General features: G+C 62.7%; 12 protein-coding genes. 2 read left to right on the forward strand and 10 right to left on the reverse strand.

Going from position 1 to position 13,017, the window contains the following annotated elements; all coding sequences use genetic code 11:
- Positions 1-7 precede the first annotated feature (7 nt).
- Entirely contained in the window at positions 8-463 is a 456-nt protein-coding gene (locus ACWFVE_RS14320; protein ID WP_447529937.1) for an META domain-containing protein, read from the reverse strand.
- 15 nt (positions 464-478) lie between these two features.
- Positions 479-919, reverse strand: coding sequence for a lactoylglutathione lyase (gene gloA / locus ACWFVE_RS14325; RefSeq protein WP_447529938.1), 441 nt, complete (start codon positions 917-919; stop codon positions 479-481).
- A gap of 197 nt (positions 920-1,116) precedes the next feature.
- Between gloA and ACWFVE_RS14330 the strand changes: the two genes are divergently transcribed.
- Complete coding sequence (locus ACWFVE_RS14330) at positions 1,117-2,193, forward strand: metal-dependent hydrolase (protein WP_447529939.1); 1,077 nt, start codon at positions 1,117-1,119, stop codon at positions 2,191-2,193.
- 27 nt (positions 2,194-2,220) lie between these two features.
- Here ACWFVE_RS14330 and ACWFVE_RS14335 read toward each other — a convergent pair whose 3' ends face one another.
- The 6 genes from ACWFVE_RS14335 to rho all read right to left on the reverse strand — a co-directional run bounded on the left by ACWFVE_RS14335 (position 2,221) and on the right by rho (position 8,806).
- Positions 2,221-2,943, reverse strand: coding sequence for an MliC family protein (locus ACWFVE_RS14335; RefSeq protein WP_447529940.1), 723 nt, complete (start codon positions 2,941-2,943; stop codon positions 2,221-2,223).
- Positions 2,944-2,986: 43 nt separating this feature from the next.
- The gene (locus ACWFVE_RS14340) at positions 2,987-3,493 is read right to left on the reverse strand and encodes a DUF3087 family protein (RefSeq protein ID WP_447529941.1); all 507 of its coding nucleotides are present in this window, start codon (positions 3,491-3,493) and stop codon (positions 2,987-2,989) included.
- 93 nt (positions 3,494-3,586) lie between these two features.
- Positions 3,587-4,648 carry a 3-deoxy-7-phosphoheptulonate synthase gene (locus tag ACWFVE_RS14345; RefSeq protein ID WP_447529942.1) on the reverse strand — a complete coding sequence of 354 codons (1,062 nt, stop codon included), beginning with the start codon at positions 4,646-4,648 and terminating at the stop codon, positions 3,587-3,589.
- A gap of 541 nt (positions 4,649-5,189) precedes the next feature.
- On the reverse strand, positions 5,190-5,987 hold the full coding sequence (locus ACWFVE_RS14350) for an FAD-binding oxidoreductase (RefSeq protein ID WP_447529943.1): 798 nt from the start codon (positions 5,985-5,987) through the stop codon (positions 5,190-5,192).
- 31 nt (positions 5,988-6,018) lie between these two features.
- A complete protein-coding gene (gene ubiD, locus ACWFVE_RS14355) occupies positions 6,019-7,512 on the reverse strand; it encodes a 4-hydroxy-3-polyprenylbenzoate decarboxylase (RefSeq protein ID WP_447529944.1) in 1,494 nt (497 codons plus the stop codon).
- Positions 7,513-7,546: 34 nt separating this feature from the next.
- Entirely contained in the window at positions 7,547-8,806 is a 1,260-nt protein-coding gene (gene rho, locus ACWFVE_RS14360; RefSeq protein ID WP_447529945.1) for a transcription termination factor Rho, read from the reverse strand.
- Positions 8,807-9,251: 445 nt separating this feature from the next.
- On the opposite strand from rho, the gene ppx reads away from it, so the two are divergent.
- Complete coding sequence (gene ppx / locus ACWFVE_RS14365; RefSeq protein ID WP_447529946.1) at positions 9,252-10,787, forward strand: exopolyphosphatase; 1,536 nt, start codon at positions 9,252-9,254, stop codon at positions 10,785-10,787.
- A 6-nt stretch (positions 10,788-10,793) separates the two neighbouring features.
- Here the strand turns inward: ppx and tilS are convergent, their stop codons facing one another.
- Positions 10,794-12,074 carry a tRNA lysidine(34) synthetase TilS gene (tilS, locus tag ACWFVE_RS14370; protein WP_447529947.1) on the reverse strand — a complete coding sequence of 427 codons (1,281 nt, stop codon included), beginning with the start codon at positions 12,072-12,074 and terminating at the stop codon, positions 10,794-10,796.
- A complete protein-coding gene (locus ACWFVE_RS14375) occupies positions 12,055-13,011 on the reverse strand; it encodes an acetyl-CoA carboxylase carboxyltransferase subunit alpha (protein ID WP_447529948.1) in 957 nt (318 codons plus the stop codon). Before ACWFVE_RS14375 ends, tilS begins: the two co-directional genes overlap by 20 nt.
- Positions 13,012-13,017: the final 6 nt, after the last annotated feature.

The following is a 13,017-nucleotide window of genomic DNA, read 5'->3' on the forward strand; positions in this document are numbered from 1 at the left end:
CTCCCTTTTAGTTGGCCTTGCGCCAGCCGCCCAGCACGCGGCTGTCCGGGCCAAAGAACACGACCCGGTCGTGGTCGATCAGATAGCGGTAGGCGGTTTCGAGCATGTCGGTCACGCGCAGAGCGTCCTCAAGCTCGTCGCAGCCCATCCGCGTCGTGGAAAGATCGCCCACTTCGATGCGCTGGCTTTCGCCAAGGCTTACGCCGCCTTTGAAATCATTGCAGCCGTCGTTGCCCGAGATACGCCCATCCGGGTGAATCTGGAAAAACGCCGTTTGCGGCAGGGAGAGGCGCTCGTCGGTGCCCACCAGCAGCAGATTCCAGCGCGGGCCGACGATCGCCCCGGAGAGCTCGGCGCCGCCTTGCGAAACGGGCTTTTGGGTCTGCGGTGGCGGGCTGCTGGCGCAACCGCCCAGTAGCAGCGCCGTGCCCAGGGCCAGCGCACCAATAAGGTATTTTTTCACCAATCGCTCCCTGTGTTACCAGCTGCCGCTGTTTTCCATTGAAGCCCAGGGCTCTTCAGGCTCGAAGGCGTCGCCTTTTTGGAGCAGCTCGACGGAAATGCCATCTGGTGACTTCACGAACGCCATGTTGCCATCCCGCGGTGGGCGGTTGATGGTCACGCCGGCGTTCTGGAGCTTTTCGCACAGCGCGTAGATGTCGTCGACCCGGTAGGCCAGGTGGCCGAAGTTGCGCCCGCCCTCATACTCTTCCGGATCCCAATTGTAGGTCAGCTCGAGCTCCGGGGCGTTCAAGCGCTCGGCGCGAGGCGTATCGTCCGGCGCGGCCAAAAAAATCAGCGTAAAGCGGCCCTTTTCGCTCTCCTTGCGGCGCACTTCTTCCATGCCCAGAAGATCGCAGTAGAAGTGCAGCGAAGCGTCGATATCGCTGATACGCACCATGGTATGTAAAAACCGCATAAAATCCCCTTTTTTGAAAGCACTCGGCGTCACAGAACGTTAACGCAAATAGAATAGACCCGATTGAGTCATTGATGAAGGGTCAGGGACAGCAATCCTTACGCTTTTTGTACAACCCCAATACAGCCAGTCAACGCGAAAACAAAAACGTATAATGCTACGCTTACGAAGATTTTAACACCCGTTAAGGAAACGTTGTGGATTCGATTACGCAAGCGGCCCTGGGCGCCGCTGTCGGCGGGGCGGTGCTGGGCCGCCGCCTTGGCCGCAAGGCCGTTTTGGTGGGCGCGCTTTTGGGCACCCTGCCCGATCTGGACGTTGCCCTTGACTACGGCGACGCCATTCTCAACGTGACCGAACACCGCGGCTTTAGCCATTCGCTGTTCGTGCTAACCGGGCTTGGCAGCCTGCTGGCGCTACTAAGCTGGCGCTTTCTGCCAGGGCGAGCATCGCTTGGTCGCTGGTGGCTTTTTTTCACGCTCGCGCTCATTACCCATCCGCTGCTCGATGCGCTGACTACCTACGGCACCCAATTGCTCTGGCCGCTGGAGGTAGCCCCCGCCGCCTGGCCGATCGTGTTCATTATCGACCCTCTCTATAGTCTGGCGCTGTTGGGCGGGCTTTTTGCGGCATGCCTCACCCGCCGGGTCACCCACTACTGCGCCCTGGGGCTGCTGCTTTCGAGTCTCTACTTGCTGATAGCCGCGGGTATGAAGTGGTCCGTCGAGGCGCGCCTGGCACCGGAACTCGAGGCGCGGGGCCTGGAAAACGCCGCGCTGATGATTCAGCCCACGCCGTTCAACATTTTGCTGTGGCGGGCCACGGCCGTAGAGGGGGATCGCTACTACGAGGGGCTGGTCAGCGTTTTCGATGACGATCAGCCGCCGATGATCGAGACCTTTCAACGCCAGCGGCAGCCGCTCGAAAACGCGGCGCTTTCAAGCGTGCTGGGCCAGCGTCTGGCCTGGTTCAGCGGGCCCTTTCTACGCTACGAGGTTGAGTCGATCGAAGGTGACGAGACCCTGATCGCCACCGACCTACGCCTGGGCTTTCCAGGCTTCCACCCGTTCAACTTCACCCTGGCCACCCTTCAGGGTGACGAGTGGGTGCCGGTGGCGGTCAGCGAGCAGCGCCCCACCGAGCGGGGCCTGAGTGCTGGGGCGCTCACACGCCTGGCCCGCCGCGTGGCGGGCGACAAGAATGCGCTTTGTGCAAGTGACTTCATCACCCCCGAATGGCATGTCGAAGGCGAAACCCAGGCGTGTCGTCGCTAGATCAGCGCCGATAACGTAAGGCCCGCGTCAGTTGGGCGCGATGCCCTGGCCGCACCCGCTATACTGCTCGCCCTGGTAGGTGAGCGTTACCCGGGCCGGAAAGGGTTCGTCACTGACGCGATCAAAGCAGGCGCCGGCGTCGATGCGCACTCTGAAGAAAGGTTCGACATCGGCGCTTTCAAGCACCACCCGGCCGGCCTCGTTATCCAGCACGCTAATCATATAAGGGAAGCGCTCGACGGGCTGGTCGGGCCGAGTCGCCAGGCTAATGACCGGTTCGTCGTGGGCAAGCGAGACGCGCCAGGCAGGCTTTTGGCCCTGGCCGAGAAACATCACCCCCGGGTGCTCGGCGCGGGTAAACGCCTGGCGCTGCCCGGCTTTCTGGCACTGGAGCTGGCCGCGCGGGGTTTCGACCAGCGCCTTTTCGCCGCGGTCCCAAACGCTTATGTCGCCATCCTGATAACGTGCGCCGCTGGCAACGACGGCCCGGGGCAGCTGCCAGGCGCCGTGGAGCGACCATAGCCGCAGCGCCTGGTCGTTATCGGCGGCCACCAGATGCTGGTTGGCCGGTTGGCAGTACCAGGCGGTGAAGCGCTCGGCGCTGCCGGGAAAAAGCGACGATGGTAGTAGCGGCGCGGCGTTTTGCGTTGTCGCCCCTGGCGGCTGACCGCCGGACGGCGCCGCACAGCCGGCAAGCCAAAGGCCCAAACAAGCGGCGCCGAGCGCCTTGAGCGGTTTCGAATCGAGCATGAATGTTCCCTGTAACGCTTTTTTTAGTGGAGTTGAGTGAGTATTAGTCGCGCGTAAAAGCGCCCAGATCATGAGGATCAAAAACCGTCACGCGATCCGGCAGGCCAAGCGCCTGACGGCGCTCGACCACGCGCTCTTTTTGCTGCAAACGCGCGGGATCCGGCTGTTTGTCGTTAAGCGCGGCTACCTGATCCACCCCTTCGTGATAGAAGCTCAAAATATCGAGCGCAGCGCGGTTGTCCTCGTCGGCGGCGCGGGTAAGCGAGTCCTGGTAGCCCTGGATGCGCGAAAGATGGTTTTTGAGCTGCCAAACGTAGCTGATCTCGCCCATCCAGGGGCGCTCCTTGAGCCCGGCAAAGAGCGCGCTGGTCGCCAAAAGCCCGAGCAGGATACCTAAACCGTGGGTCCAGATACTGCTGCCCAGCGCCGAGCTCAGCAGCAGTGAAAACAGCATGCCAAAGATGATCAGTTGACCCACCATCACGACGCTGATCATGCGCGCCTTGCGCCGGTAGCGCTTGGGTTCTTGCTCTTGCAGGGTAAAGGCCATCGCCACCTCCGATTAAATAGCCTCTATCATACGGGGGTGGTCAGGCCTGGCAAGCGCTGGCTGTAAACGCCCGGGGATGCGCAACGCCCTGGATTATTGGCCGGCCAAACGCTGTGCCGCGGTTTTGAGCAGGTGCTCGGTGGTGTCCCAGCCGACACAGGCATCGGTTATTGATACACCGTAGCGCATGGCGCCGGGCTTCAACGCCTGCTTGCCTTCGAACAGGTGGCTTTCGAGCATCAACGCCACCAAATTGGCATCCCCTGCCTGGCGCTGATCGAGCACGTCGAGCATGACCTCGCTCTGGCGGCGGTGGTCCTTGCGCGCGTTGGCGTGGCTGCAGTCGACCATGAGCCGCGGGTTCTGCCCTGCTTCCAACAGCCGGGCACTCGCCTGGCGGACGTGGTGGGCCTGGTAGTTGGGCTCGCCGTGGCCGCCGCGCAGCACGACATGGGTATGGGGGTTGCCCGCGCTTTGCTGCATGACCGGGCGGCCTTTACCGTCCTGGGCGAAGCGCTGATGGGAGTGGGCGGCCGCCTGCATGGCGTCGATGGCCACCTGCAAGTCACCGCTGGTGGCGTTCTTGAAGCCCACCGCGGCGCGCAGATCACTGGCAAGCTCGCGGTGAAGTTGGGATTCGGTCGTGCGCGCGCCGATCGCCACCCAGCTCAACAGGTCTTCCAGGTAGGGGGCGAGCATCGGCTGCAAGAGCTCGGTGGCCACGGGTAGCCCGCGACTAGCCACCGCGTGCATCAGCTCGCGGGAGCGGGTCACGCCCAAGGCCATATCGCCGGTACCGTTCAAATCCGGGTCGTAGGCCAGGCCTTTCCAGCCGACGGTGGTGCGGGGTTTTTCGACGTAAACGCGCATCACCGGCAGAATCTGCTCGCTGACCTCCTCGCTCAGCGCCGCGAGGCGGTCGGCGTACTCCAGCGCCGCGTCCGGGTCATGGATCGAGCAGGGCCCCACTACGACCAGAAGGCGTGAGTCCTCGCCAGTCAGAATGCGCTGGACGGCCTGGCGTTGGCCATCGAGCTGGCGGCTCAGGGCGGCATCGACGTGCACCCGGCTTAAAAGCTCATCAGGCAGGGGGAGCGGCTGCGGATTCTGGGGCTCGGCGCTGCTTAGGGGCTGGGCAGAGCGGGTCGCACTCATCAAAGCACTCATGGCGTTAACTCTCATTCATCAAAGGACATCGGATACTCGTCGTGCCACCCACTGTGGCCCGGCCGGAGGTGGCTACCTGTACCGACCGCGCGCCGCTAAATCGCCAGCTATAGCCGTAACCCATCAACGAGGCAGCAAAAGCGTTGGCATAAGCGGTCATGGTCGGACTCCTTGATGAACGTGTCGTGAATTCCACATCGGGTGGTGGGTAAAACGCGCTTCAAAACGCAAAAACCCCGGCGGGGTGACCAGCCGGGGTTTCAAACGTCGGCAGGCAACCCAAGAGGTATGCCTGCGGGGTTGGCCTAAGCGCCAGCCCGAGGCATACCGGGGCTAAACCAATAAACGCCATAACCAAACGCGCAGGCGAAAGCCGCCGCCAGGGGCGTGGCCAGTGTCGCTTTGCTGTTTCGTAAATGGATCATGGGTTTATCCGGTTGCCGATAAGCGTTATAGGCTTATCCTGCCTGCATTGCGTAAAAATAACAACTCTACCGCTCGCCCCTCAAAGGCGGGCCACACAAGGTGGCTATTTGGCCGGGCGCGGCGCGTAGGCGAAGACGTCCGAGTAGAGCCGGTCCGGCGCTGCGCCGTGGGCTTCCAACACGTCCACGCAGGCGTAGACCATGCCAGGTGATCCGGACAGATACACATCGCACTCGCCCACCGCCACGGGCTTGCCTTCGATGGCAAGCGTGGGCAAGGCGCGCTCCAACACGTCGGTGATGCGCCCCTGGTAGTGGGCGATGCGCGGGCTGTCCGCCAGCGGCTGATCCAATTCGAGCTCGGTAACCGCGTGAAAGTGCACGTTGTCAAAGCGTGCGGCCCACTCGCTTGCCAGATACTCGGCGTAGAGATCGCGATGCTCCCGCGCCGCCCACCAGATGAACACGGGCCGGGCCGGCTGCTCCTCGAGCACCGCTTCGACGATCGCCTTCATCTGAGCAAAGCCGGTGCCGGCGGCGATCAACAAAAGCGGACGGTGGCTTTGACTATCCAGCACGCTCTCGCCGCCGGGCATGCGAATGGTGAGCTCGCCGGAAAGCGTGAGAAGCTCGCGCAGCCTGGCGGAATTATCGCGCTCCGGGCGGTGCTGAATGTGTAGCTCGATGACGCCGTCGCCGCGCCCATGGCTTGCGATGGAAAACGGCACCCAGGTCGTGTCGTCGAGCTTGAGCTCGAGATACTGGCCGGGCAGGTGATTGATCGCCTGGGGGTCGCCTTTGAGCGTCACCCCGAGCACGTCAGAACTCAACTCTTTGATATCGGTAATCCGACAGGTAATCGTCTGACGCCCTGGCGTTTGATGTAGCGCCCTTGTGCTCATGAAAGCCTCTTTAAAAAAACTGCGTACTTGGCTAGCCGTGGCGCGAAGCCGGACGTTCGATACCGATGCCCAGCGATTCCCAGCGCTCGTCGACCCGGGCTTTCACCGCCTCATCCATGACGATGGGCGTGCCCCACTCACGATCGGTTTCGCCAGGCCACTTGTTGGTGGCATCGAGCCCCATTTTGGAGCCAAGCCCCGAGACCGGCGAAGCGAAATCCAGGTAGTCGATCGGCGTATTTTCCACCATCACGGTGTCCCTGGCCGGGTCCATGCGCGTGGTGATCGCCCACATCACGTCTTCCCAGTTGCGCGCGTCCACGTCGTCGTCGAGCACGATCACGAACTTGGTGTACATGAACTGGCGCAAAAAGCTCCATACCCCCATCATCACGCGCTTGGCGTGGCCGGGGTACTGCTTTTTCATGGTCACCACGGCCATCCGGTAAGAGCACCCTTCCGGCGGCAGGTAGAAGTCGACGATTTCGGGAAACTGCTTGTGCAGAATGGGCACGAAGACTTCGTTGAGCGCCACACCGAGAATCGCCGGTTCGTCCGGCGGACGACCCGTATAGGTCGAGTGATAGATCGCATCGCGCCGCTGCGTCATGCGCGTCACGGTAAACACCGGGAAGTGATCCACCTCGTTGTAGTAGCCGGTGTGATCCCCATAAGGGCCTTCCGGGGCCATGTCATCCGGGTAGATGAAGCCTTCCAGAATGATCTCCGCGGACGCCGGCACTTCTAAATCCGCGTGATGACAAGCCACGAGCTCGGTACGCGAGCCTCTCAAGAGCCCGGCGAAGGCGTACTCGGAGAGTGAGTCCGGAATAGGGGTCACCGCGCCCAAAATGGTCGCCGGGTCGGCGCCGAGGGCCACGGCCACGGGAAAAGGCTCGCCGGGGTGTTCTTTCTGGAACTCCTGAAAGTCCAGCGCCCCGCCGCGGTGAGAGAGCCAGCGCATGATCAGCCGGTTCTTGCCGATTTTTTGCTGGCGGTAAATCCCCAGGTTCTGGCGCTTTTTGTGCGGGCCTTTCGTGATGACCAGCGGCCAGGTCACGAGCGGAGCGGCGTCACCGGGCCAACAGTGCTGAATCGGAAGCGCGTCGAGGTTGACGTCCTCGCCTTCGAACACGACTTCCTGCACCGGGGCGCGCTTGACGGTTTTCGGCCCCATGCTCAGCACCTGCTTGAAGATCGGCAGCTTCTCCCAGGCGTCTCTTAAGCCCTTGGGCGGGTCCGGCTCTTTCAAAAACGCGAGGAGCTTACCGACTTCGCGAAGCGCCTCGACGGACTCCTGGCCCATACCCAGCGCCACCCGCTCGGGCGTGCCGAACAGGTTGCCCAGAAGCGGCATGTCGTGGCCCTTCACGTTCTCGAACAGTAGTGCCGGGCCGCCGGCGCGCAGGGTGCGATCGCAAATCTCGGTGATCTCGAGGTAAGGGTCTACCTCCGCCTGGATTCGCTTCAGCTCACCGCGCTCCTCGAGGGCTTTGATGAAATCGCGCAAGTCGTTATATTTCAAAAACCTTTCCCCGTGGTCGTGATCGCCCGCCGTCTTAACGGCGCTTCATCGCCTCGAAAAACTCAAGATTGGTCTTGGTATCTTTCAAGCGATCGATCAAAAATTCCGTGGCGGCGGTATCTTCCATCGGGTTCAAGAGCTTGCGCAAAATCCACATACGCTGCATTTCGTCTTCCGAGGCCAAAAGGTCCTCGCGGCGGGTGCCGCTGCGGCGGATGTTGATCGCCGGGAAAACGCGCTTTTCCGCCAGCTTGCGGTCCAGGTGCGCTTCCATGTTGCCGGTACCCTTGAACTCCTCGAAGATCACCTCGTCCATTTTGGAGCCGGTGTCGACCAGCGCCGTGGCGATGATCGTAAGGCTTCCGCCCTCTTCGATGTTACGCGCCGCGCCGAAGAAGCGCTTGGGCTTTTCAAGGGCGTGGGCATCGACACCACCGGTCAGTACCTTGCCGGAGCTGGGTACGACGGTGTTGTAGGCGCGCGCCAGGCGGGTGATGGAGTCGAGCAGAATCACCACATCCTTTTTGTGCTCGACCAGGCGCTTGGCCTTTTCGATGACCATCTCGGCGACCTGCACGTGGCGGGCCGGCGGCTCATCGAAGGTTGAGGCGACCACTTCGCCGCGCACGGTGCGCGACATTTCGGTCACTTCCTCCGGGCGCTCGTCGATCAGCAGCACGATCAGATGACACTCGGGGCTGTTGCGCGTAATGGACGTCGCGATGTTTTGCAGCATCAACGTCTTACCCGCCTTGGGCGGCGACACCAAAAGCCCCCGCTGGCCCTTACCGATCGGCGCGGTCAAATCGAGGATACGCGCGGTCAGATCTTCCGTGGAGCCGTTGCCGATCTCCAGAGGGAGCCGGTCATTGGGAAACAGCGGCGTCAGATTCTCGAAGAGAATCTTGTGCTTGGCGTTTTCCGGACGGTCGAAGTTGATCTGGCTGACCTTCAACAGCGCGAAGTAGCGCTCACCCTCTTTCGGCGGACGAATTTTGCCGGAGATCGAGTCGCCCTTGCGCAGATTGAAACGACGAATCTGTGACGGCGACACGTAGATGTCGTCCGGCCCGGCGAGATACGAGCTGTCGGCGCTGCGCAGAAAGCCAAAGCCATCCTGGAGAATTTCCAGCACACCGTCGCCGTAGATATCCTCACCGCTTTTAGCGTGCTTTTTGAGGATAGCGAAGATGATGTCCTGCTTGCGCGAACGAGCCAGGTTGTCGATCCCCATTTCGCGGGCGATTTCGAGCAGCTCGGGAACGGATTTTTGCTTGAGTTCAGTGAGATTCATCGGAGTGTTAGAAAATTGCTCATGAAAGCCAGGCGCCGAGCGCCGGGAATAAGACAGGAGGCGTTTTGAGTCCGCCCAGTGGTGCGTTCAGGTCCCGCTAGACGAGTTGAGCGATGCCGCCCCGCCATACTGAAAGCGCAGGTGCTGCTCGACTCGAAGGTGCTTGGAATCTGCTTATTTTGATCTACTCAAGGAGTGAGCAGAATCAACGGGTTCTGACGACTTGGAATCAGGCCAGTTAGACGTTCAAGGCTGACGTTTCGAAACAACGGCTTCTGCGTCAATGTCCGTTAGGTCAATGTCCGTTAGAAATTGCCAACGAACCACCCTGAATCAGGCCAGTAGCTCGATGGTAGTCAAGCGGCGGGCTAAACGCAAGCCCCTGACAATTGACAACGGCCTATTGGCGACGCAACCTTGGCGTAGCCCACTGGAAGGAACGCTCATGCTCAAGGATCTCTCGCTCTCGGACGCCGACCCGGCCCCGGCCTCGGACAGCACCGAACCGGCGCGCTTGGCCGCCATCGACCTGGGGTCGAACAGCTTCCACCTTCTAGTGGCCAACTACGCCAACGAGCGTCTTCAGGTGGTCGCGCGCTTGGGTGAAAAGGTGCAGCTAGCCGCCGGGCTCGATGAGAGCGGCTATCTAAGCGAACCTGCCATGCAGCGCGCCCTCGAGTGCCTGGCGCGCTTTGCACCGTTTTTGAACGACATCGCCCCGGCCAATATGCGGGTGGTGGGGACCAACGCCCTGCGCGATGCCCACAACAGCCAGGATTTCATCGAACAGGCCGAAGCCCAACTGGGCCACCCTATCGAGATCATCGCCGGGCGCGAAGAAGCGCGGTTGATCTATCTGGGCGCCGCCCACGCGCTGGCCGAAAATGGCCGACGATTGATCGTCGATATCGGCGGCGGCTCGACGGAGCTGATTATCGGCGAGGCCTTCGAGTCCAAAGCACTCGAAAGCCTGCGCATGGGCTGCGTGACCTACTCGAGCCGCTACTTTCCCGATGGCGAGCTCAGTGAGAAGCGCATGCGCCGCGCCGAGCTTGCCGCGCTTTCCGAGCTTGCCAACATCCAGCGCCCTTACCAGCGCCTGGGCTGGGCCGATCCGGTAGGCTCCAGCGGCACCATAAAGGCCGCCGCCAGCGTGCTCTTTGCCTACGGCGATACGCCTCAGGAAGGCCTGATTACCCGGGCGGGGCTCAAGAAGCTGCGCGAGCGGCTGATCAAGTGCAAAAGCCTCGACAAGGTCGCCCTGGACGGCCTCAAGGAGGACCGCGCCCGGGTGTTCCCGGCGGGCGTGGCGATTTTGGGCGCGATCTTCGAGGCATTCGACCTCAAGGAGATGCGCTTTGCCGACGGGGCGCTTCGCGAAGGCGTGCTGTTCGACATGGCCGGGCGCAACGACGCCGAGGATACCCGCGCCAAAACCCTGACCAATCTGCAGCGCATTTACGATGTGGATACCCGCCAGGCCGGCAACGTGGCGTTGACCGCCAAACGGCTGTTCGACCAGGTCAAGCGCGCCTGGCGGCTCTCCGATGAGCAGGGCCACTTTTTGCAGTGGGCGTGCCTGGTGCACGAAATAGGGCTTGCGATCTCGCACAGCCAGTTTCACCGCCACGGCGCCTACTTGCTGGAGCACTCGGATTTGGCCGGCTTCTCGCGCCCGGAGCAGCAACTTCTGGCTCACCTGGTGCGCGCCCACCGGCGCAAGTTTCCGGTCAAGGAGTGGCAAAACCTGCCCGCGGCCCAGCGCGATGCTAACGCCAAGCTGGCGCGGCTTCTGCGCTTGGCGGTGCTGATCAACCACTCCCGCCCGGAAGAGGTGCCCACCACGCCGAACCTGAGCGCCAGCGAACAGACGCTGACGCTCACCCTGCCGGCAAGCGACGAGCCGACGCTTTTGAGCACCGATTTAGAGCAGGAGCAGGCCTACATGCAGGCGGCGGGGTTTGCGCTGAAGCTGGTGTAAAAGCGCTCAAATGCCGCGAAACGCGGCGTCCCGGGCTTCGAACAGCACCTGGTCTGGCCCGCTCAAAGCGCCCAGGCAGCGCCCGCCGCTCATCACCACGATCACCCGGGGGCGCTGCCAGGGTGGCACCCCCGCCTCCTGCAGTAGCCGCTTGAGATCGCGCCGCCCACGCCGGGCCAGATCGATCACCTCACCGCCCTGACGAAAGCGCAGCGTCACCGCCTGTAACGGGTTTAGCGCCACGCTCAATGGCCCCAGAGGTGTCGCAACGCCCGCCTCGCCGTTCCAGTCCACCTGCCACTCGGGCAGCGCGCCCAGCGGCGCCATGAGATAAAGCCGCCCCCGCCATAACCGCGCCTCGGCCCCGGGCCAGCTCACCTGCACGCGGGCATCCGCCGCCGCCTTTAGCTGGCTCAAAAGGCTCATCAAACGCGCCCTGGGCGGGGTGGGAAGCTCGAGCGAATGACAGAGCGTGCGGATCAAAAGACGCTGGCGGGCCGGCGAATAGGCGGCGAGCGCGGAGGTGTCGATGCATCCGGGCCCGCAGGTGATACGGGCCAGATCCTCGGCGGCGTACTCGCTTAACAGCGTGTCGGCCTCGGCGGCCAGCGCCGCGCTTTGGGCAAGTACGGCTGGCGCTTGCCAACGCTGCGCCAGGGCGGGCATTACGGTGTGGCGCAGCCGGTTACGGTCCAGCGCGATATCCTCGTTGGACGGGTCATCGCACCACTGAAGGCCAAGCGCCTGGGCAGCCGTCTCAAAATCGCTGCGCGCCATGCCAAGCCAGGGACGTAAAAGCGTGCGCCCCTGCCACTGACGCAGGTAAGGCATACCCGCCAGACCGCGCACGCCGCTGCCGCGAAGCGCGGCCAGCAGAAACGTTTCGGCCTGGTCGTTTTGGTGCTGGGCAAGCCACAGCGTATCCCCCGGAGGCACGTGCGCGGCGAACGCCTGGTAGCGCGCTCGCCGCGCGGCGGCCTCGACCCCGTCGCCCTGAACATCGACGTGGACGGTCGCCACGCTAAGCGCCACCTCGAGGGTATGGCACAGGGCCTGGCAGTGCGCCTCGAAGCCGGCTGCACCGGGCTGTAAGCCGTGATTGACGTGCAGGGCGTGAAGGGGTCGGCCGGCCTGGCGGCATACCCTGGCGGCCAGGGTGAGCAGTAGCGTGGAGTCCAGCCCGCCGGAGAGCGCCACCCAAATAGAGCGCCCCGGCGCTGTATGCGCCAGGGCGTCGATCAACAGCCGTTCGAGCGGATCCGAGGGCTTATGCGGTGGGCGCGCCATAGCTCATCAGGCGATCATAACGGCGCTCCAATAGCGCGTCGGTATCCATGCGCTTGAGCCGGTCGAGGCTTTCGCCCAGGGTCTGCTTGACGCGCTCGGCGGTGGTTTGCGGGTGACGGTGAGCGCCGCCCAGCGGCTCCTTGATCAGCTCGTCGACGAAGCCAAGCTCCTTCAAGCGCTCGGCGGTGATGCCCATGGCCTGGGCGGCCTCGGACGCCCTGTCGGCGCTTTTCCACAAAATGGAGGCACAGCCTTCCGGCGAGATCACCGAGTAGGTCGAGTACTGAAGCATGTGCAGCTCGTCGCACACGCCGATGGCCAGCGCCCCGCCGGAGCCACCCTCGCCCACTACGGTCGAGATGATCGGGGTTTTCAGCCGCGACATGACCGCCAGGTTATAGGCGATGGCCTCGGATTGGCCCCGCTCCTCGGCGTCGATGCCGGGGTAGGCGCCGGGGGTGTCTATAAAGGTCAGCACCGGCATCTTGAAACGCTCGGCCATTTCCATCAGGCGGCACGCCTTGCGGTAGCCTTCCGGGCGCGGCATACCGAAGTTGCGGCGCACCTTCTCTTTGACATCGCGACCTTTCTGGTGACCGATCACCATCACCGGGGCATCGTCGAGGCGCGCCACGCCGCCCACCAGGGCCGCGTCGTCGGCGAAGTTACGATCGCCATGCAGCTCGTCGAAATCGGTGAAGATCGAGGCGAAGTAGTCCAGCGGATAGGGGCGCTGGGGGTGGCGCGAAATCTGGGATACCTGCCAGGGCGTCAAATCCTTGAAGATCGACTCGGTCAACTTGCGGCTTTTCTCTTCGAGCCGGGTAATTTCGTCGGACAGGTTGACCTGGTTGTCGGAGCTTACCAAGCGCAGCTCCTCAATTTTCGCCTGAAGCTCTGCTATGGGCTGTTCAAAATCGAGATAGTTGGGGTTCATCGGCTC

Source organism: Vreelandella mediterranea, assembly GCF_970647075.1.

Coding starts and splice junctions, on each gene's coding strand:
- tilS (WP_447529947.1), bottom strand. CDS start 12,074: ATGGCGCGCCCACCGCATAAGCCCTCGGATCCGCTCGAACGGCTGTTG.
- ppx (WP_447529946.1), top strand. CDS start 9,252: ATGCTCAAGGATCTCTCGCTCTCGGACGCCGACCCGGCCCCGGCCTCG.
- gloA (WP_447529938.1), bottom strand. CDS start 919: ATGCGGTTTTTACATACCATGGTGCGTATCAGCGATATCGACGCTTCG.
- ACWFVE_RS14375 (WP_447529948.1), bottom strand. CDS start 13,011: ATGAACCCCAACTATCTCGATTTTGAACAGCCCATAGCAGAGCTTCAG.
- ACWFVE_RS14345 (WP_447529942.1), bottom strand. CDS start 4,648: ATGAGTGCGACCCGCTCTGCCCAGCCCCTAAGCAGCGCCGAGCCCCAG.
- rho (WP_447529945.1), bottom strand. CDS start 8,806: ATGAATCTCACTGAACTCAAGCAAAAATCCGTTCCCGAGCTGCTCGAA.
- ACWFVE_RS14340 (WP_447529941.1), bottom strand. CDS start 3,493: ATGGCCTTTACCCTGCAAGAGCAAGAACCCAAGCGCTACCGGCGCAAG.
- ACWFVE_RS14335 (WP_447529940.1), bottom strand. CDS start 2,943: ATGCTCGATTCGAAACCGCTCAAGGCGCTCGGCGCCGCTTGTTTGGGC.
- ACWFVE_RS14350 (WP_447529943.1), bottom strand. CDS start 5,987: ATGAGCACAAGGGCGCTACATCAAACGCCAGGGCGTCAGACGATTACC.